At 43.9% G+C, this 17,197-nt stretch carries 17 protein-coding genes and 1 tRNA gene; 12 read left to right on the top strand and 6 right to left on the bottom strand.

What is annotated here, in order from left to right:
- Nucleotides 1–45: 45 nt before the first annotated feature.
- Nucleotides 46–805 (bottom strand): IS5 family transposase gene (locus tag XMA152_RS10780; RefSeq protein WP_173483608.1). Its coding sequence is split into 2 segments (ribosomal slippage): nucleotides 46–321 and nucleotides 323–805, totalling 759 coding nucleotides; the frame shifts between segments, so codons are not numbered across the junction.
- Between the two features lie 538 nt (nucleotides 806–1,343).
- On the opposite strand from XMA152_RS10780, the gene XMA152_RS10775 reads away from it, so the two are divergent.
- The 5 genes from XMA152_RS10775 to XMA152_RS10755 all read left to right on the top strand — a co-directional run bounded on the left by XMA152_RS10775 (nucleotide 1,344) and on the right by XMA152_RS10755 (nucleotide 6,669).
- Entirely contained in the window at nucleotides 1,344–2,288 is a 945-nt protein-coding gene (locus XMA152_RS10775; RefSeq protein WP_173483607.1) for a thioredoxin family protein, read from the top strand.
- Between the two features lie 2 nt (nucleotides 2,289–2,290).
- The gene (locus tag XMA152_RS10770) at nucleotides 2,291–3,628 is read left to right on the top strand and encodes a conjugal transfer protein TraH (protein ID WP_173483606.1); all 1,338 of its coding nucleotides are present in this window, start codon (nucleotides 2,291–2,293) and stop codon (nucleotides 3,626–3,628) included.
- Nucleotides 3,629–3,953: 325 nt separating this feature from the next.
- Nucleotides 3,954–5,144, top strand: a complete 1,191-nt coding sequence (locus XMA152_RS10765) for a MerR family transcriptional regulator (RefSeq protein WP_217364036.1) — start codon at nucleotides 3,954–3,956, stop codon at nucleotides 5,142–5,144.
- A 109-nt stretch (nucleotides 5,145–5,253) separates the two neighbouring features.
- Nucleotides 5,254–5,712: a GNAT family N-acetyltransferase gene (locus XMA152_RS10760; RefSeq protein ID WP_173483604.1), complete on the top strand. Its 459-nt coding sequence runs from the start codon at nucleotides 5,254–5,256 to the stop codon at nucleotides 5,710–5,712.
- A 465-nt stretch (nucleotides 5,713–6,177) separates the two neighbouring features.
- Nucleotides 6,178–6,669, top strand: coding sequence for a hypothetical protein (locus XMA152_RS10755; RefSeq protein WP_173483603.1), 492 nt, complete (start codon nucleotides 6,178–6,180; stop codon nucleotides 6,667–6,669).
- Between the two features lie 76 nt (nucleotides 6,670–6,745).
- On the opposite strand, the gene XMA152_RS10750 is transcribed toward XMA152_RS10755, so the two are convergent.
- Nucleotides 6,746–7,078: a hypothetical protein gene (locus XMA152_RS10750; RefSeq protein ID WP_173483602.1), complete on the bottom strand. Its 333-nt coding sequence runs from the start codon at nucleotides 7,076–7,078 to the stop codon at nucleotides 6,746–6,748.
- Nucleotides 7,079–7,187: 109 nt separating this feature from the next.
- Complete coding sequence (locus XMA152_RS10745) at nucleotides 7,188–7,493, bottom strand: DUF6626 family protein (RefSeq protein ID WP_173483601.1); 306 nt, start codon at nucleotides 7,491–7,493, stop codon at nucleotides 7,188–7,190.
- 752 nt (nucleotides 7,494–8,245) lie between these two features.
- Between XMA152_RS10745 and XMA152_RS10740 the strand changes: the two genes are divergently transcribed.
- Together XMA152_RS10740 and XMA152_RS10735 are read left to right on the top strand one after the other, a co-directional pair.
- Nucleotides 8,246–8,971 (top strand): hypothetical protein, encoded by a 726-nt coding sequence (locus XMA152_RS10740; protein ID WP_173483600.1) that lies wholly within the window; start codon nucleotides 8,246–8,248, stop codon nucleotides 8,969–8,971.
- A 63-nt stretch (nucleotides 8,972–9,034) separates the two neighbouring features.
- Nucleotides 9,035–9,310 (top strand): hypothetical protein, encoded by a 276-nt coding sequence (locus tag XMA152_RS10735; RefSeq protein ID WP_173483599.1) that lies wholly within the window; start codon nucleotides 9,035–9,037, stop codon nucleotides 9,308–9,310.
- A gap of 19 nt (nucleotides 9,311–9,329) precedes the next feature.
- Here the strand turns inward: XMA152_RS10735 and XMA152_RS10730 are convergent, their stop codons facing one another.
- Nucleotides 9,330–10,337 carry a hypothetical protein gene (locus XMA152_RS10730; RefSeq protein ID WP_173483598.1) on the bottom strand — a complete coding sequence of 336 codons (1,008 nt, stop codon included), beginning with the start codon at nucleotides 10,335–10,337 and terminating at the stop codon, nucleotides 9,330–9,332.
- 116 nt (nucleotides 10,338–10,453) lie between these two features.
- Between XMA152_RS10730 and XMA152_RS10725 the strand changes: the two genes are divergently transcribed.
- Entirely contained in the window at nucleotides 10,454–10,894 is a 441-nt protein-coding gene (locus tag XMA152_RS10725; protein WP_173483597.1) for a DUF6641 family protein, read from the top strand.
- A 169-nt stretch (nucleotides 10,895–11,063) separates the two neighbouring features.
- On the opposite strand, the gene XMA152_RS10720 is transcribed toward XMA152_RS10725, so the two are convergent.
- The gene (locus XMA152_RS10720) at nucleotides 11,064–12,326 is read right to left on the bottom strand and encodes a site-specific integrase (RefSeq protein ID WP_173483596.1); all 1,263 of its coding nucleotides are present in this window, start codon (nucleotides 12,324–12,326) and stop codon (nucleotides 11,064–11,066) included.
- A gap of 187 nt (nucleotides 12,327–12,513) precedes the next feature.
- A tRNA-Leu gene (locus tag XMA152_RS10715) sits at nucleotides 12,514–12,599 on the bottom strand.
- Nucleotides 12,600–12,708: 109 nt separating this feature from the next.
- On the opposite strand from XMA152_RS10715, the gene queA reads away from it, so the two are divergent.
- The 4 genes from queA to secD all read left to right on the top strand — a co-directional run bounded on the left by queA (nucleotide 12,709) and on the right by secD (nucleotide 17,188).
- Complete coding sequence (queA, locus tag XMA152_RS10710; RefSeq protein ID WP_173483595.1) at nucleotides 12,709–13,743, top strand: tRNA preQ1(34) S-adenosylmethionine ribosyltransferase-isomerase QueA; 1,035 nt, start codon at nucleotides 12,709–12,711, stop codon at nucleotides 13,741–13,743.
- A 30-nt stretch (nucleotides 13,744–13,773) separates the two neighbouring features.
- Nucleotides 13,774–14,892 (top strand): tRNA guanosine(34) transglycosylase Tgt, encoded by a 1,119-nt coding sequence (gene tgt, locus XMA152_RS10705; protein WP_173483636.1) that lies wholly within the window; start codon nucleotides 13,774–13,776, stop codon nucleotides 14,890–14,892.
- Nucleotides 14,893–14,934: 42 nt separating this feature from the next.
- Complete coding sequence (gene yajC, locus XMA152_RS10700; RefSeq protein WP_173480633.1) at nucleotides 14,935–15,264, top strand: preprotein translocase subunit YajC; 330 nt, start codon at nucleotides 14,935–14,937, stop codon at nucleotides 15,262–15,264.
- A gap of 70 nt (nucleotides 15,265–15,334) precedes the next feature.
- Nucleotides 15,335–17,188, top strand: coding sequence for a protein translocase subunit SecD (gene secD / locus XMA152_RS10695; RefSeq protein WP_173483594.1), 1,854 nt, complete (start codon nucleotides 15,335–15,337; stop codon nucleotides 17,186–17,188).
- Nucleotides 17,189–17,197: the final 9 nt, after the last annotated feature.

Genomic DNA, 17,197 nt, shown 5'->3' with positions numbered 1-17,197 from the left:
AATTTCGGACTGACTAGAGGCTGTTGATCTTTGCTTAAATTTTATTCAGCAATGCATTGGTAGCCAGACCATGACAAAGGCTAACGCGACATTACTGGCGTAGTTTCTTGCCAGTTTGTCATAGCGAGTAGCAATAGCACGATATTTTTTAATCTTTAAAAAAGCGTTTTCAACCAGGTGCCGGTACTTATAAAGGCACCAGTCCATATGACCATTCCCAGTTTTACTGTTCTCTTTCCTCGGAATATTGGCCACGCTACCTTGAGCTTCAATAAATGCTCGTAAACTATCACTATCGTAGCCCTTATCGGCAGTGACACTTGCTTGATTTTGGGGCTTCTGCTATCAAACTCTGAGCATGGGCGATGTCATGTACTTGCCCACCAGAGATTTCGAAATAAACAGGTAGCCCAGCACTATCAACAGCAAGATGAATTTTTGTAGAATTGCCACCCCGGCTTTTTCCTATCGCTTCGTCTGCACCGCTTGATGCCCCGCAGCTATCCTGATGCGCCTTCACGATGCTTCCATCAATAAATAGCCACTCAGGGTCATTCTCAGACGATATGCTTTGAAACAGTTTTTGAAGTACCCCCTTTTTTGACCAGAGGTTAAAACGTCTAAAAACGGTATTCCAACGGCCGAATTTTTCAGGCAGATCTCGCCATTGGACTCCAGTACGCATCCGATACAGAATGCCTTCAAGCGTATTTCTGTGCTCATACTTATTGTAAACACGCCCCGTGTCTTTAAGTATTTGCTTTAGGGCTTCCCAGGCTTTATCTGTTAACATTGTTCTAGGCATAGCAACGTCCGTTCTCGGTGGTATTTTTGATTTTTGGCGAAACCATTATACCTTGTTGCTATGCCGTCTAATTTTCACTCAAAGATCAACAGCCTCTAGTAATCATGTGTTGAAAAATTATCTCCACATTTTTCAACACACAACTGATTTTTCTCAAAAGCCGAAGATGATAAAAACTCTAATCGTAAGTTAGTTGTAGCCGCTAACGAGCAGCAGTAAGTTTCTCAGGCTATCAAGTGTTGTTGTACAATTTTGCTCGAACACTAAGCCAAACTGGTTAGCTTATTAAGCTTAAACCAACCAAGCAACATGTCCGGTTTTAAGGTAAAGCGGGCATTCGTATGGTGATTGTGTTGAGTTTTAGAAATTCTGCTTTTCGCTCAAAGCGGTCCAATCATAAATTTGGCTCGTTAAAACTAGCTGTTGTTACTGGTCACACAGCTAGTCAGAAAAACACACGATTCATTCATCTATCTGGCCAATCGCTCTTACCGGGATCATTAGCATGTTAGCTCTATGAAATTTTCTGGAGCTGACAATGAGAACGCCTTTGTTACCTTGGTTTATCCTATGGGTGACCATCCCAATCTTTATTTTCTTTCTATTCATCATGCCCGCCCATGCCAGTGATGGGCCATTCTATCAGCGTGGTCAGGAAGGCTGGTTTTGGTATCAGGTCATTCCTGAACCTGAGCAGCCTGATGAGCTGATAGAGCCGGAAACTGGTGTCGTGGAGTCCAGTCAGAGCGAACTAAAGCCCTTCAGTGCCGCATGGTTCCGAGAGCATATGCAATCGTTTATGGACAAGGCAATTGATGAGCCAACGAGTGAGAATGTCAGAGCCTATCTTTATCTTCAGCGCGTCATGATGGATAAGGGCTCACAGTTTGCTGATGTTAGTCAGCAGGTTGTCATGGGCGATCCTGTTTTGGATGAAATCAGTCGTAGACCCTTGGCGACCTATGCTGCCAATCGGATGGATCGAGAAGCTGGCGCTCAACGGGATGTTGCTTTAGGTGAAGTAGCAAAACGGGCTGGCTTGTTCTTCTTCTATCGTTCGGATTGCCCTTACTGCCATGCTCAAGCGCCTATCATCGAATCCATGGCTTTGAACTACGGTTTCGAGGTGTTTGCTATTGCTGTCGATGGCTTGCCTTTACCAAGTGGAGAATTTCCAAATTACAAAGTCGATTCAGGACAAGCTCAATCCTTGTCCGTTACGACTGTTCCTGCGGTTTTCTTAGTTGACCCGCCTAATGTCATCACTCCGATTGGCCAGGGCGCAATGAGCCTTGATGAGCTCAATAATCGAATCATTCTTGCAGCCCATCAAGCCGGTTGGATTGACGATCAAACTTACTATGCCACCAGACCTGTTCAGCCCGGCGTTTCACTCGCGATGTCAGCCCAAGAGCTTAACGAAAAAATATTACAGGACCCTGAGTTCCTTGTTCGCTATCTGCGTGCACAAGGAGGGTTATAACGATGAAAAAAGTATTCCAAGTATCGCTAATCGCCTGTGCGATTGGTTTTTCATCTATGAGCCAAGCAAGCTTGCAACAGGAGATGAATCAGTTGTTTGGTTCAATGACCAACACCACTGCGCCTGGTGTATTCGAGAGTCAGCGGCGTGGCGTTATATCTGGTGGAAGTGTTGTTGTTCGTAACAGGATCATGAACGAGAACCTCGTCTCAATGGTGCCTCCGTCATTCCAAGCAGGTTGTGGCGGCATTGATATGTTCGCTGGAAGTTTGTCATTTGTTAACGCGGATCAGTTTGTTCAATTACTTCGCTCTGTAGCGGCAAATGCCAAGGGGTACGCATTCCAATTGGCGCTCAGTGCTATGTGTGAGAAATGCTCCCAGCACATGGAGACACTGCAAAAGAAAATCCAGCAGTTGAACGAATATTTTGGCAATTCCTGTCAAATGGCTCAGGGAGTCGTGAACGATACTCTGGCTGCTTTTGGTAAGAAGGGGCAAACAGAAGCCAGCATGTTGAGCTCTCTCAAAGGGGCTGGAGACGTTTTTACCAGTTGGAGTGAGTCCAACGGTAAGAACCCTTATGAGAATGCTTCAAGTGTCGCGGCATCTGATGTGAACAAAACGATTAAAGGTAACTTGGTCTGGCGAGCACTGAAACGTCACTCGGCATCAAGCTGGTTTGCATCGGGGGATGATCGTTTTCTTGAAGCGGTTATGTCGGTGACTGGCTCGATCATCGTTGGTGATTTAGCGAATGCGGCTGATGGTCAAGGTAAAGCCCCAAAACTGACCAGACTGAATGGCAATAAAGTGACTATTGAGCATCTAATTCATGGCGGTAACGTCGCTATGTACCGATGTGACACAGTGACACAAGACGGCTGTCTAAATCCGACAATCGCTAACGTGACCCTAACCGGGTTATCAACTCAGGTCGAAAATTTACTTCTTGGTACAGGTTCTAGTAACGGCATTATTTTTAAATTTGCTCGCAATACAGGGGCTGCTAGCACCACCGAAAAGGCTTTTATGACCTCGGCTCCCGCGAGCATTGGCGGCATGATTCGAACACTTTCTGCATTAAATGAAGGTGCCGCTAGGTCGTTTGCTTCACGAGCAGCACCATTTATTGCTGTTGAGATGGCCCGGGCATTGGTTGAAGACATGCTCAACGCAGCTAGAAGCACCTCTGGTGTGGAAGATCATGCCTATGCGAAGTTGTTAACCGAAGACCTTGAACGTGCACGTCGCCAAATCAATGAGGAGTACGCCGCGTTACAGCGAAGATACGGCTCAGAGCAAGAGTTGCTGGCGCTATTTAACATTGAAGTACCTTAATTGTTCTGACTCACACCAATACTTGCAATTTTTTGAAATTTTTTGCGATCTAATAGTACAGTCCGCAGATTGCTAAAAAAGATCTTGAGATTTAACAAACTAATCCTTGTCAGCTTTACGAAAATATTAACTGCAATTATTTAGACTGAGACTAAGTGAACTACTAATTCGTAGACTCAGTGAGTTACTATCTGAAGTTGTTATGCTATGGATAGATCCCTTCAATCAACTCTGACTAATATTCTGTTGTCAGTAGTTGACCTGTCTATAGCTTTATAGTTTACCTTTATATGCAATCTGGTCTAGTGAGTCGTATTTCCTGCATATGAGAGGACTTTCTTCAGTGTATAGAATATCCGAGTTGGCAGAAAAAGTTGGGTTATCTCGCTCAGCCTTGCTCTACTACGAGAGCAAAGACTTATTACGGGGTGTTCGCCAAACCAACGGCTATCGAATGTACACAGAGAAAGATGTTCAGCAAGTGCATTTGCTGCGACAACTGCAAGCAGGTGGTTTAACCCTGAAGGAGTGTAGGCTCGTTTTAGACAGCAAAGTGCAGCGATCCGTACTTGAGCGCCGCATGCAGCAGTTGGACAACGAAATAGCCCAAAAGCAAGAGGCTCGAACCTTACTTGCCGCTTTACTGGGTCAAGGTTCTCTTCGTCAATGGCATCAACAGACCGACAAATTAGCGCCAGACGCTCATCTGGATTGGTTAAAACAGCAAGGCTTCAATGAACAACAAGCCCTGCATTTGAAATGGTTGTCAAAAGATATGAACGAACACGATCAATACATGACAGACTTTATGAAGGTATTCGAACCCCTTGATCGCTGGGGTCCCGGATGCGATTTCGATTCGCTTAAAGCTTTATCTAAACTTCCAACCAGTCCAACTAAAATTATTGATATTGGTTGTGGTAAAGGCTTTTCAACCCGTTTATTGGCGCAGCACACACAGGCACAGATTGTGGCCGTGGATAACGAACAAAGCGCTCTTGATCAACTAAGTGATTGTCTTGTTGAACAACAGCTCGATGGTCAGGTTACTTTAAGCTGTGCCAGCATGACTGAGTTACCTTTTGCGCCTAAAAGCTTTAATTGTATCTGGGCAGAAAGTTCGGCTTACATTATGGGTGTTGAGCAAGCTCTGTGCCAATGGCGAAAATTGCTTGCTGACGGCGGTTTTATGGTAGTCAGTGATTTGGTCTGGTTAACCGACACTCCAGACTCGGAAGCAGTAGAGTTTTGGAAAGGAGAATACCCAGACATGCAAACCGTTGAAAGACGCTTAGATCAAATACGCCAAGCTGGTTTTTTCCTGATTGATCATTTCACTCTAAGCGAACAAGCATGGGACAATTATTATCTTCCACTTGAAGCGCGTATTGGGAAATTGAAAAACAGCATGCCTTCTTCAAACGCCATTGCAGATATAGAACATGAAATTGCGATTTATAAGCGCAACCAGGGCGACTTTGGTTACCAAATGTTCATACTGCAGAGAAGATCGTAAGCAATAGCTTTGAAAGTGGTGTTTAACATCACTATCTTCAATGTAGTTAACAAAATATGTGGTATGACGATAAACAGGAAGAACGATCAAGCATGAAGAACGATCAAGCATGAAGAACTCTTACCAAGTTAGGCGGGCGACTATTAATGATCTACCTCATATTCTGAGTTTTATCATTCAGGAAGCAGTGGAATCAGAGGGCAGAGCTGCTGACTTGAGCAAACTCGAAACCGGTATAAGTACAGCACTCAACAATGAGGCAATCGCGATCTACTGGATGCTTGTCGATCATGACAGTCAACCCGTCGGCTGTACTTCTGTTGTTAAAGAGTGGAGCGACTGGAATGCAGGCTATTATTGGTGGATTCAAAGTCTCTTTTTAGACCCCAAGCACCGCGGCCAAGGGCTACTGAATGTAATGATGGATACTGTGGCAGTCGATGCAAAAGCAGACTCGTGCTTAGAAATTCGACTGTACGTACACCGTGATAATTCAGTGGCAATTCGAGCCTATCAAAAAGCTGAATTCCAGCCATCTGACTACAAAATAATGACAAAGAAATTCTAGCTTTGGCAGTAGTACATAACGGCAGTTTCTAAGACAAGACCGGTAGTTAGTAATCTAAGCTAATGAAAGACTGATTTTGCGTTAGGTTTAGCATTTAGTGGTTGTAGTATCTGATCGGAGCATTGATTCTAATAGTGTCAGATAGTGTCAGATAGTGTCTTCATGACATTAACTTAATCCCGTCTCACTATACCTGTCAGTCGTTCAGTCAACCAACCCCTTTTAGACTAAAAAACCGTCAAATTATTGGCGGTTTTTAAACGCATTTATGAACTCCACGTTTAAATATCAACTTTCAAAGTAAATTTTTTCTTAGTGGTATTAACTTTATTTTTGGTTAATAACCCACAAAATGATGCCACTTTATTTTGAAAAGAATGTCAAATGATTTGGCATCAATTTATCTCCTAAAATATACATGTCGACTTTGAATAGTTCGATTTAATAAAATATTAGGAGAAATATATGCCTTATCAAAACGTAGATGCCTTCAAGGGTAATTCAGTAAAAAAACCTGTTAAAAACATCATTTGTTTAGGAGAAACGGACTATGCTGTAATCGCTTGGAGTGATGACTTAAGAAAAGCTGTTATTAATAAAATAGAAAATAAGAATAAACCTAAACTTGTTGACCATCTTGGCTATTATCTTTCGCATGATCGACTTGAGAGAGAATCATATGCTTCCGTCACTGAGGCATTAGGATGTTATGCTTCGCAATGCAACACACCTAATCTATCGAGTGCAGACTACGCAGCGCTATTTGTTCTTGAAATTGATAGAAACAAATATGCAACACAGTGGGTTGGATGCTTTGATGCCAAATCCGATGCTGAAGCAATGAAAAAGGCATACAGTGGCCTTATCATGATGCTTTTAATTAACAAAACAAAATTGAAGACTTTTAAAAAAAGTCAGTCTATTAAAGCAATGCTCAAGGCTGGTGTTCTGTCATAAGCTTTAATTTTCTAGAATAATATTGCTCTTTAGAATAAGCCCCTTTAATGCTTTAACAGCGATTTAAAGGGGCTTTTTATTGGGGTTGCTGTTGATTAGCTAACGTACTCATTGGCGCTTGCGGCTTGATTGCTTGAAAGGGTGTGGCTGGTAAGTCAGTAGCAGTTTCTGGCGGTGTTCCTTGCTTTACAACTTTGGGCTTCTGCTTAATCAATTTGTCTTTGTATTGTGTCACTACTTTTGTTTTTGTCTCTGGCTTAACTAACTTTTTAGCCATCTGAATCACGCTTTGGCTTGTACCATTAAGAAGAGCGAGAATTTCTACTTTAGCCTCAGAATCTGCTTCCTCAGCTTGCGTGCGAATAAGGTTGAGTGCTTGTTGTATATCGTTTAAATCTGATTTATTCATTTGTGTTCCTGTAAAAATGGGGTGAGTTAAAATCACCACCATGAATCTGTAAGTACTACCCTAGAAAAATTCGTAGCGCAGATTTTTTGGCTACAGAACCCATTTCGGGCTAAACGCCTACCCACGAAGCCTCTGCTTGGTGATTGATTTGTTCATGGCAGCGCTCACTCCATAAGAGCAATGTTTCGCCTAAGCGTTTGTGCTGTGGTTTCTGAGATAGAAGATTTCCATAATGTTGTAGTTTGCTTGCGCAGACGGCTATTGAACTTATGCTTGGATCCATTCGCTTAAATCGACAAGTTCTGAGATAACAGTCGCTTCGTCCAAGCCATTCAACCGAAAACTGACTTTCGCTCGTTACAATCTCTAATGTTTTTAATAGTTCAAATACTTCAAAAAGAACCGTTTTCTGCATGCTTTTTCTCCTAGGTTGATAAATAACTATGAGCACATTTGTTTATGTCATATGTATTTATCAACAGAGGCTCAGATTAAACGAGGTTAAGGTTGGTGCGCCGATTGTAATAGCACTGCTAAATCCCTTCGCAGTCGTGATGAGAGGGTATGCAAATTGGGTTTCTCGTTACTCGTCTTCTTCATACTACCCAAAGCTGTAAAAAGCGGCGGATGCCTTAAACGCACACTCCTGTGAGAGACATTGCAGTATTAAAAGTGATTACCGTTTGTGAAGTCGTAATGGTTGAGTAGGAACGCCTACTGAGAAGTGAGTTGGATGTCAGTAAAGACCAACAGAGCTGCGAAAGCCTTTAGCTTGGCGATCGCTATAGCTCCGCGTAAGACAGCACGTAATAGGATGATTGCAGAACCCGCCTACCTCGAAAGAGTTGTGTGAAGCTAACCGTATATAAAACCTCAGCAAAAGAGATTGAAGAACGGGTGTCAGTGCCAAAACTGGCCTGACCCGTTCTTCCTAGCAAAAGCTCTTAAGATCAAAAGAAAAAGAAAAACGATGATGTGTTTGAGATTGAGCGTCAGCGATTGAACAAACACATTGAGTTGGATTAGCGAAGCTAAGCCATTTAATTTTGATCTGTTCTAAATGATAGTGCCGTAAGTATAAATACGTCTAACAATATGTACCTAAAGCATTGTAGATATGACGAATTCAAATCTGTGAAAACCATCGTTAATCAATAGGGTAAGCAAATGAATCTATTCCAAGATCTCCAAGAGAAAGGACCTATCTACTCTGTGCTTAATGAGTACAGTCTTATATGTAAGCCATTTGAAGAAGAGGTTGTAAAAGAACTAATCGATCAAATGTGGTACCCAGATATAGACTATGATCAGGACCAATCTGAATATGATCAACTATCTGCATTGCCAATTTTTTTGATTCACATAGATGAGTATAAAACTGAGGTCGTTCAGAGTCTTTTGGAGGCTTATAAACCTCTTAACGAAATTAAAGAATCTGGACACTTCTTTGATTTTCTATTGATTGATTGTCGAAATAACTCTGTGTCTGGATTTGGTCTAGGTCGAAAAAATCGCCCTTTTGCTGCATTCAGTGAAAATGGAAGTGAGTTTGATTACAACAATGCTGAATTAGCGGAACACTTCTCAAATGCTATGCCTGCAGATCTTTTTGGCAAGATTAATGAGTTGCTCACAGATTTAGGTCAAGAGTTTGCAAACATCGATAACACTCCAGGTAATGAGGAAATGCTTCAAGAACTGTTGGATGATGGTCCCACAGACGATGGATATTACTTCTTTGAGGATGAAGATTTAGAGTTAAGTGAGGAAGAAATACAAAACCACATATGGAATTTAGGTGTTTGGGCAGAAAATATTGATGATACTCAAGATGAGTTACGTATTCTTTTTCCTAATCTAGAAATATACGAACTCAATACTGGGGACTACTAAAGCGGATTTTTTATCTACTCAAATTCTATAATATAACTTATCTACCAAACAGGAACTTGTTCTATGGCAACCTACATAATTTCGGGAAATATGTACACTACGCAGGAATATGCATACACATATGAAATGGAGGCTAACAGTCCGGAGGAAGCTGCGGAGCAATTCCGTCAATTATTATCTGGGAGAGGTTTACCAATTGACCTCGATCTAGATGAGGTCGACAGTCCTTTCGACCGATCGGGAACATTCAATGTTTTTAGCGAGGAAACCGATCAAGACGACTACTTTGATCCTGATCAACACGCTTTAGTCGCTTACGAAACGTTTAGTGAAGAATAATAAATGATGAAAACTTCTTTTACTCAAACTCTTTCATTAACTCAGCAATACCGCGAGCTTGGTAGAACTCCAACATCTGTTCTCTACTAAGCTCGCCAGTTGTCAAATAACTCTTCAAGTAATCACGAGTATTTTCGGCTAAAAGCAGTGTGCGTTCGGATTGAGTGATGATTTTTTTGGCACTTTTAATTATGGCTTCTGCATCTTTACGAGTTGTCGAATAGTCATTTAGAACCAGTACAAGGCGCTCAACGATGCGCTCTAACACATGATGGTCGGCTATTGCTTGCTTGGGTGCTGCTAAAACTAAATCACGTGCAAGGAGGTATACGAGAGCTAGGGTTCTAAAATCATTTCGACGAGTACTTACAATAACAATAAAACCAATTCCACCAAGATAACGAACCCCGTCAACACACTGTTTTGAAACTGTCGCGTCAACAGAGTCTTCGTCAAAAACGATGATATTTATAGCTGTATTTCTATTTGCAGCAGTCTCCAGTAACTGGCTTACTGCAGTGTCAGACTTGGCTGTAGGATCCCGCTCTAGAATTTCTCCAAGCTTTACTCCTTTATCCAGTTTAACTTCTATTCCAATCGCTGTTTCAGAATTGCCATTAACCTCTACAAGCACATCACCCGTTTTGTTGCGTGGTATTTGTCCTGTAACGCGAGATAGATCTATGACTTGGTCATCATTAAAGCCAGCTTTCTCTTTAAATTCGTTTAATACATCCATAACTTGCTGCTCTGCGTCTTCACCTTTGCCAGCAGTTTGGAAGCGCATGCTACGAAGCTCGTAGAGGGATTTAAGACTAGAAAGGTGTCTACCTAATTGTCCCTCAGTTTCGTGCAGGAAGTGACTGATTTCACCCTTAAGCTCAGCCATTACTCCAATACCAAGCGCACGTATGACGGCTTCTTCACGCTCTGTGGCTGGCAAGGATTCTATGTACTCAGACACTAATGGGTTTTCTATAGAAACGTCCTTAAGATGAAGTACACCGTTACGGTAGGAAATAGCCATGTTTTCGTTCTCTAGTCAGTTTCGCCAGTAAATTAATGGAGTAATTTTCAAATCTTCGGATGACCTTTTCGAATCTCTGAAAGTACATTGTTTTTTGTACGCAAAAGGAGATTAATATGACCATACTAAACACTCTAAGCTTTGTCACATTTAGCGCTGCTAGTAATAGCGATCCAGTTATTGCTCGTCGAAGAAAACTAATCGCTAAGATTGAAGAACAGATTAAACTGGCTAATGACCCAAGCTATCTGCCAATGAAAACCAAATGGGTAACAGATGCTGAAGGTAATCAACGTAAGATTGATGTTCCTAAGCGAATTAAACGCTGGTGGGCTAAATCTATAAACGGACAGATTAACCTTGTTGTCCGATATGGAAGCAAGCCATTAGAGTTTGCCAAAGGTAAGAACGCCATCGAGCTTGCAGATGAGAGTGCTGTGAGTGAAACGCTTATAAAAATAAAAGAGGCAGCAGAGAAAGGTGAGTTGGACCCACTTATCGAGCAGCAAGCTCAATTTGGGCGAGCTATTAGAAAAAAGGCAGCTTTAACGTCCTAAAAAAAGGGGGCTGTTTAACAAACAAGCCCCATAAACTGCATTGACTCTGCGAGAATGAAAAAGGCCATTCAGATTAACTGTCCCTGTCTATCTGGATGGCTTAGATCTATTAAACAACAGTTCTATTAAATCTTACAAGTATACTTTTTAGGTTTTATTCTGTAGGAAGCTAGTTAGCTAAAACTGTCTCATCAAATCGCTCCCCAGCTAACGTTTGAGCACTCATGTGAGGGATAAACTTACTGTAGAACTTCTCAAGCATCCCAACACTAGTTCCCATTTGTTTTGCAATGATGGCTAAGCTGATGCCTTGTTGGATCATTCGTGTTGCATAGAAATGTCGAAGTGAATAAAGGGTTCTCGGCATCTTGTCACTGGTTGTGCCATACAGCAGATCCATTTTGGTAAGGTACTGCTCAAAGTTTTTGTTGAGCTGTTTAGTTTGCTCACCACTTCGCAGTCTGAAGACATGCTTATCCACGCGTTTTTTTAGCAGTTGATCGAACGTCATATCTGCTAACTCAGGAAAACGGCTTTGAATACGCTTGAAATAACGTATGGCGACATGGCGAGCTATCAGCTGTCTGTTTCCAGTCTTTCCATCCACTGTAATCTCTAAAAATCGTTCGCCAGCTTCATTTACATACCAATCCAAATGTTTCCATTTAAGATTTGTCATCTCAGTGCCATGGCGTATCCCTGTATTCGCAAGGATCAGAACGTAATCACGTAAAAGCTCACGTATTTCTGCTGTTGTTTGCTTAGGCTTACGCTCACCAACCAAAAATTTGTTAGTACTGGTTGTTGCATCTACAAATCCGCTTTCAGCCCAATAGCGAAGACTTCGTGTAAGTTTTGCGTATTCAGCACGGGTAAAAGTAGGGCGGCTATTTGATTTGATACCAGCAACACGAAAGCTTGGAACATCAGTTGGCTTCATCCAGCCTCTGTCGAGCGCTAGCTGAAATACTTTATTCAATGCACTGTTATGTGTGTTGTGAGTACTTTTGGACATTTCAGCTTTGCCCATTTGCTCTAGTCGCCAATCATCAAAACCGTCTAAGCGTTCGTTTGTGATTTGATTGATGTTGAATTTTCCAAGGTATGGAATGTGATATTTGCGAAGAGCGGAGATGTAATCTTTGTAAACAACCTTGCCACGTCTGCTAGCGAGTTCATTTTCCATGCGTTTAATTGCATTTTCTGCGACAGCACGAAATTTGGTTGTTGTTAGTGGTAGATTATTTTTAACGTGTGTTTTTAATTCCGTACGAATATCTAGTGCATTCTCACGAGCTTCATCGATATCTGCTGAGCCAGTGCTTCGTCTAATCCATTCGCCTTCAATTTTAATCCGTGCTTGCCATCGCGCACTGCGTGAACGTCGATAAAGCACGATCAGTCCAGGAATTACTGTAACCATTTCAGCCATTTTTTCGCACTTTTTTAGTGGATATAAATGGATTATAGCGTCGTAAAAATAGCGAGCAATAGCTCTAAAAAAGTGTGCACCGAGTGTGCTAAGAAAGATATTTTAATATGGCAGAAATGAAAAATGCACGATACCTGCGTATTCGTGCATTTTAGCTACATACTCTCAATATTTACCAACAAGATATTGGTACCGATGGTCGGACTCGAACCGACACGCTTTATAGGCAACGGATTTTGAATCCGTCGTGTCTACCAATTCCACCACACCGGCAGAGAGTGTGGCGCATTATAAGCGGGTTTCAGAATAGGTCAATCTTCTGTGACGTTTTTAAGTAGATTTTGTTAATATTTGCGCCCCGCAATTTTAACGCTCGGTATCTATGAAGCTTAGTGATTTTGATTTTGATCTGCCTGAAGAGTTGATCGCACACTTCCCGTTAGAACAACGTACCGCCAGTCGCCTGTTGCAGGTCGATGGGAATACGGGTGAACGTGTGCATGGCTCGTTTGGCGACATTCTCGATCTGGTCGAACCTGGTGATCTGATGGTCTTTAACGATACTCGGGTAATTCCGGCACGTCTGTTTGGGCAGAAGGAGAGTGGCGGAAAGGTTGAGTTGTTGGTAGAACGTGTCATCGGTGAGAAGCGCGCCCTTGTTCATCTGCGTGCCAGCCGTACTCCAAAAGAGGGTGCTAAGCTGCAGTTTGAAGGGGGTATAAATGCAGAGGTGGTGGGTCGTGAAAATGGCCTGTTCGATCTGCAATTTGATATTGAAGAGTCGATCATTGAAGCGTTAGAGCGTGTTGGCCACATGCCATTACCGCCTTACATCAAGCGTGAAGATCAACTCTCCGATCGTGAGCGTTATCAGACTGTTTACAACAAAAAGCCCGGCGCGGTCGCAGCGCCAACAGCGGGTCTGCACTTTGATGATGAGTTGATCGCTAAGTTAGAAACTAAAGGTGTAGAGCGTGCATTTGTCACTCTGCATGTCGGCGCGGGTACCTTTCGTCCGGTTAAGGTGGATGACATTAAAACCCATGAGATGCATGCCGAGTACATCGAGGTCGATCAATTTGTGTGTGATGCCGTAAATGCGGCCAAGGCGAGGGGTAATCGAGTCATTGCGGTGGGCACGACCAGTGTGCGCTCGCTTGAATCAGCAGCCCAATCAGGGCGTATTGAGCCAACCTTTGGCGATACGCAGATCTTTATCTACCCAGGCTATCAATACAAAGTGGTGGATGCTCTGGTCACCAATTTCCACCTACCGGAGTCGACATTGTTGATGTTGGTCTCTGCGTTTGCGGGGTATGAAACGACCATGGCGGCTTATAAAGAGGCCGTTGAACAGAAATATCGATTTTTTAGTTACGGTGATGCGATGTTTTTAACGCGCAGCACCCAAGGTTAAGCAGGTAAGTAGATGAGCCGTCACTGTTTTATGAAATTTGAGACGATTACGAGCGAAGGTAAAGCGCGCCGTGGTCGTTTAACCTTCCCGCGTGGTGAGGTCGAAACCCCTGCTTTTATGCCTGTGGGAACCTATGGAACCGTAAAGGGCATGCTGCCGCGTGATGTCGAGGCGACAGGTGCTCATATCTTACTGGGTAATACATTCCACCTGATGTTGCGTCCTGGTACCGATCTGATCGAACTTCATGGCGATCTGCACGACTTTATGCAGTGGGATAAACCGATACTGACAGACTCAGGCGGTTTCCAGGTGTTTAGTCTAGGTAAAATGCGCAAGATCACAGAAGAGGGGGTCTCTTTTCAGTCGCCTGTGAATGGTGACAAGGTCTTTGTTAGTCCCGAAGTCTCGATGGAAGTACAGCGCAAGCTAGGGTCTGACATCGTTATGATCTTTGATGAGTGTACGCCTTACCCTGCCACTGAGCAGGAGGCGGCTGATTCTATGCGTCTTTCCCTGCGATGGGCACAGCGATCTAAAGATGCGCACGGTGACAGTCCTTCGGCTCTGTTCGGTATTGTGCAGGGTGGTATGTATGAACACCTGCGTGATGAATCTCTAGAGGGGCTCACTAATATTGGCTTTGACGGCTATGCGATTGGTGGTCTTTCGGTGGGTGAGCCTAAGCATGAGATGATCAAAGTGTTGGATCATTTGGCACATAAGATGCCGGAAGATAAACCACGTTATCTGATGGGTGTGGGCAAACCTGAAGATTTGGTTGAAGGGGTGCGTCGTGGGGTTGATATGTTCGATTGTGTCATGCCAACTCGAAATGCACGAAACGGCTTTTTATTTACCCGTGAAGGGGTTGTAAAAATCCGTAACTCGTCCCATAAAACAGATATTGGACCAGTGGATGCGGAGTGCGGTTGTTACACCTGTCAGAACTTCAGTCGATCTTACCTGCACCACCTTGATAAGTGTGGCGAGATTCTGGGTTCGCAGTTGAATACGATTCACAACTTGCACTACTACCAAGACTTGATGGCAGGTTTGCGTGGAGCCCTTGAACAGGGTACATTGACCGCCTTCGTAGATGAGTTCTACCGTCGACGTGGCATGGAAACGCCAGCGTTGGCTGAATAACTTAAATCAACTTATATAAATGATGTTACAGGAGTGCTTTTAATGAGCTTCTTTATTTCACCTGCTTACGCTGAAGGTGCAGCTGGTGCTACCGATCCGGGTATGTTTAACCTTATTTTCCTACTGGGTTTCGGTCTGATCTTCTACTTCTTCATGTGGCGCCCACAAGCAAAACGTCAGAAGGAGCACAAAGCACTGGTATCTGGTCTTGCTAAAGGTGATGAAGTGATCACTGCTGGCGGTATCATCGGTAAGGTTGTTCGTGTATCAGACGACTACATTGCACTTGAAGTATCAGAAGGTGTTGAGCTTAAGTTCCAGAAGACTCACGTTGCGTCTGAACTGCCAAAAGGCACTATTAAAGGTATTTAATCGACCTTGCTTACAGCGCTGTTACTGAACGGTAACGGCGCTTTTCTGTTTTTAAAAGGATGGGCCTGTAATGCTCAATCGTTTTCCTCTTTGGAAAAGCTTGATGATTGTTGTGACACTTTTGTTCTCAGCAATCTATGCTATGCCAAACCTCTACCCTGACGACTTTGCGGTTCAAGTGTCGGGTTCCAAACAAGATTTTAAAGTGGATGATCGCACTCTTGCTCGCGTGACGGCGGCTCTGGATAACAACCAGATCGACTACAAATCGCTTGAAGCAGAAGAGGGTAAAGGTCTGATCCGCTTTGCCGATGGTGATGCTCAGCTACGTGGTCGTGAAGTGATCGGCCGTATCCTGGGTGAAAATTACACCGTTGCTTTAAACCTAGCACCCACGACACCTAGCTGGCTGACAGACATCGGTGCCGGCCCAATGAAACTGGGTCTGGATCTTCGTGGTGGTGTCCACTTCCTGCTAGAAGTGGATATGGTGACTGCCGTCTCTCAGCGTCTTGAAGTGTACGTCAGTGAGATCAAATCTAACCTGCGTAAAGAGCGTCTGCGTTACCGTCAGGTAGAGACTCTGGATGATGGTACGCTAGCGGTTCGCTTTGCCGATGCTGCTACGCGTGATGAGGCCTCTTCGCTACTCAGAAAGAGCTACCAGGAGTTTTTGATCACTGATCTGGATGAAGAGGACTACTCGAGCCTGCAGATCTCTTTGAGTGAGCAGACACTGCGTGATATTGAAGATTATGCCGTTAAGCAGAACCTGACAACGCTGCGTAACCGTGTCAACGAACTGGGTGTGGCTGAGCCGCTGGTACAGCGCCAAGGTCGTAACCGTATCGTGGTTCAGTTGCCGGGTATTCAGGATGCGGCCGCCGCTAAACGTATCATTGGTAAAACCGCTAACCTTGAGTTCCGTCTAGAAGCAAAACCTGACACCTCTCGTGCGCTGACTGAGACCTACTCATTCCGTTCAGATGAGAACCGTAAAGCGAACCTTGAACGTGATGTCATCATTACCGGCTCTAGCGTCTCTAATGCGCAGTCGAACTTCGATGAGAACGGCATGCCTCAGGTATCAATCAGCCTTGATTCCAAAGGGGGACAGCTGATGAACCGCACGACGCGTGATGCTATTCAACGTCGCATGGCGGTTCTGTTTGTCGAGTTTAAAGCGCGTATGGTGACTGAGACGGTTGATGGTCAGCAGGTTGAAAAACGTGTGCCATACGTTGAGAAGAAGATCATCTCCCTTGCAACGATTCAGAGTGCGTTGGGCTCTAGTTTCCGTATTACCGGTCTAGATAACCCGCAAGAAGCGTCTGAGTTGGCGCTGTTGCTACGCGCTGGTGCACTAGCAGCACCTATCTACTTCGTCGAAGAGCGCACCGTAGGTCCATCGATGGGTGCTGAAAACATCGAGCTTGGTTTGACGTCCGTTCAAATCGGTTTCGCTGTGGTGATGCTCTTTATGCTGGCTTACTACCGTGTATTTGGTCTAATCGCCAACATTGCATTGACACTGAACCTGGTGATGCTGGTGTCGGTTATGTCGATTCTATCGGCCACGCTGACCCTGCCGGGTATCGCGGGTATTGTTTTGACTGTCGGTATGGCGGTAGATGCCAACGTGCTGATCTTTGAGCGCATCAAAGAGGAGCTTAAGGTCGGTATGCCGGTGCAATCAGCGATTCACTCCGGTTTTGCACGTGCCTTCACAACGATTTTGGATGCCAACGTCACGACATTGATCGCAGCGTTGATCCTATTTGCGATGGGTACGGGGCCGGTGAAAGGGTTCGCGATTACACTGTCAGTCGGTATTTTGACCTCAATGTTTACAGCCATCCTTGTGACTCGCCTGATGGTGAATCTGGTGTATGGCGGCAAACAACTTAAGTCGATCAAGCTGTAAGGGGGTCTA

It is taken from the genome of Marinobacterium sp. xm-a-152 (genome assembly GCF_013282965.1).
Taxonomy (GTDB): domain Bacteria; phylum Pseudomonadota; class Gammaproteobacteria; order Pseudomonadales; family Balneatricaceae; genus Marinobacterium_E.
This window is presented reverse-complemented; position numbering and strand designations above follow the sequence as displayed.

What these genes read in the sequence shown, in the direction of transcription:
- XMA152_RS10775 (WP_173483607.1), top strand. Translation starts at nt 1,344, where the DNA reads ATGAGAACGCCTTTGTTACCTTGGTTTATCCTATGGGTGACCATCCCA.
- XMA152_RS10770 (WP_173483606.1), top strand. Translation starts at nt 2,291, where the DNA reads ATGAAAAAAGTATTCCAAGTATCGCTAATCGCCTGTGCGATTGGTTTT.
- XMA152_RS10765 (WP_217364036.1), top strand. Translation starts at nt 3,954, where the DNA reads ATGAGAGGACTTTCTTCAGTGTATAGAATATCCGAGTTGGCAGAAAAA.
- XMA152_RS10760 (WP_173483604.1), top strand. Translation starts at nt 5,254, where the DNA reads ATGAAGAACTCTTACCAAGTTAGGCGGGCGACTATTAATGATCTACCT.
- XMA152_RS10755 (WP_173483603.1), top strand. Translation starts at nt 6,178, where the DNA reads ATGCCTTATCAAAACGTAGATGCCTTCAAGGGTAATTCAGTAAAAAAA.
- XMA152_RS10750 (WP_173483602.1), bottom strand. Translation starts at nt 7,078, where the DNA reads ATGAATAAATCAGATTTAAACGATATACAACAAGCACTCAACCTTATT.
- XMA152_RS10745 (WP_173483601.1), bottom strand. Translation starts at nt 7,493, where the DNA reads ATGCAGAAAACGGTTCTTTTTGAAGTATTTGAACTATTAAAAACATTA.
- XMA152_RS10740 (WP_173483600.1), top strand. Translation starts at nt 8,246, where the DNA reads ATGAATCTATTCCAAGATCTCCAAGAGAAAGGACCTATCTACTCTGTG.
- XMA152_RS10735 (WP_173483599.1), top strand. Translation starts at nt 9,035, where the DNA reads ATGGCAACCTACATAATTTCGGGAAATATGTACACTACGCAGGAATAT.
- XMA152_RS10730 (WP_173483598.1), bottom strand. Translation starts at nt 10,337, where the DNA reads ATGGCTATTTCCTACCGTAACGGTGTACTTCATCTTAAGGACGTTTCT.
- XMA152_RS10725 (WP_173483597.1), top strand. Translation starts at nt 10,454, where the DNA reads ATGACCATACTAAACACTCTAAGCTTTGTCACATTTAGCGCTGCTAGT.
- XMA152_RS10720 (WP_173483596.1), bottom strand. Translation starts at nt 12,326, where the DNA reads ATGGCTGAAATGGTTACAGTAATTCCTGGACTGATCGTGCTTTATCGA.
- queA (WP_173483595.1), top strand. Translation starts at nt 12,709, where the DNA reads ATGAAGCTTAGTGATTTTGATTTTGATCTGCCTGAAGAGTTGATCGCA.
- tgt (WP_173483636.1), top strand. Translation starts at nt 13,774, where the DNA reads ATGAAATTTGAGACGATTACGAGCGAAGGTAAAGCGCGCCGTGGTCGT.
- yajC (WP_173480633.1), top strand. Translation starts at nt 14,935, where the DNA reads ATGAGCTTCTTTATTTCACCTGCTTACGCTGAAGGTGCAGCTGGTGCT.
- secD (WP_173483594.1), top strand. Translation starts at nt 15,335, where the DNA reads ATGCTCAATCGTTTTCCTCTTTGGAAAAGCTTGATGATTGTTGTGACA.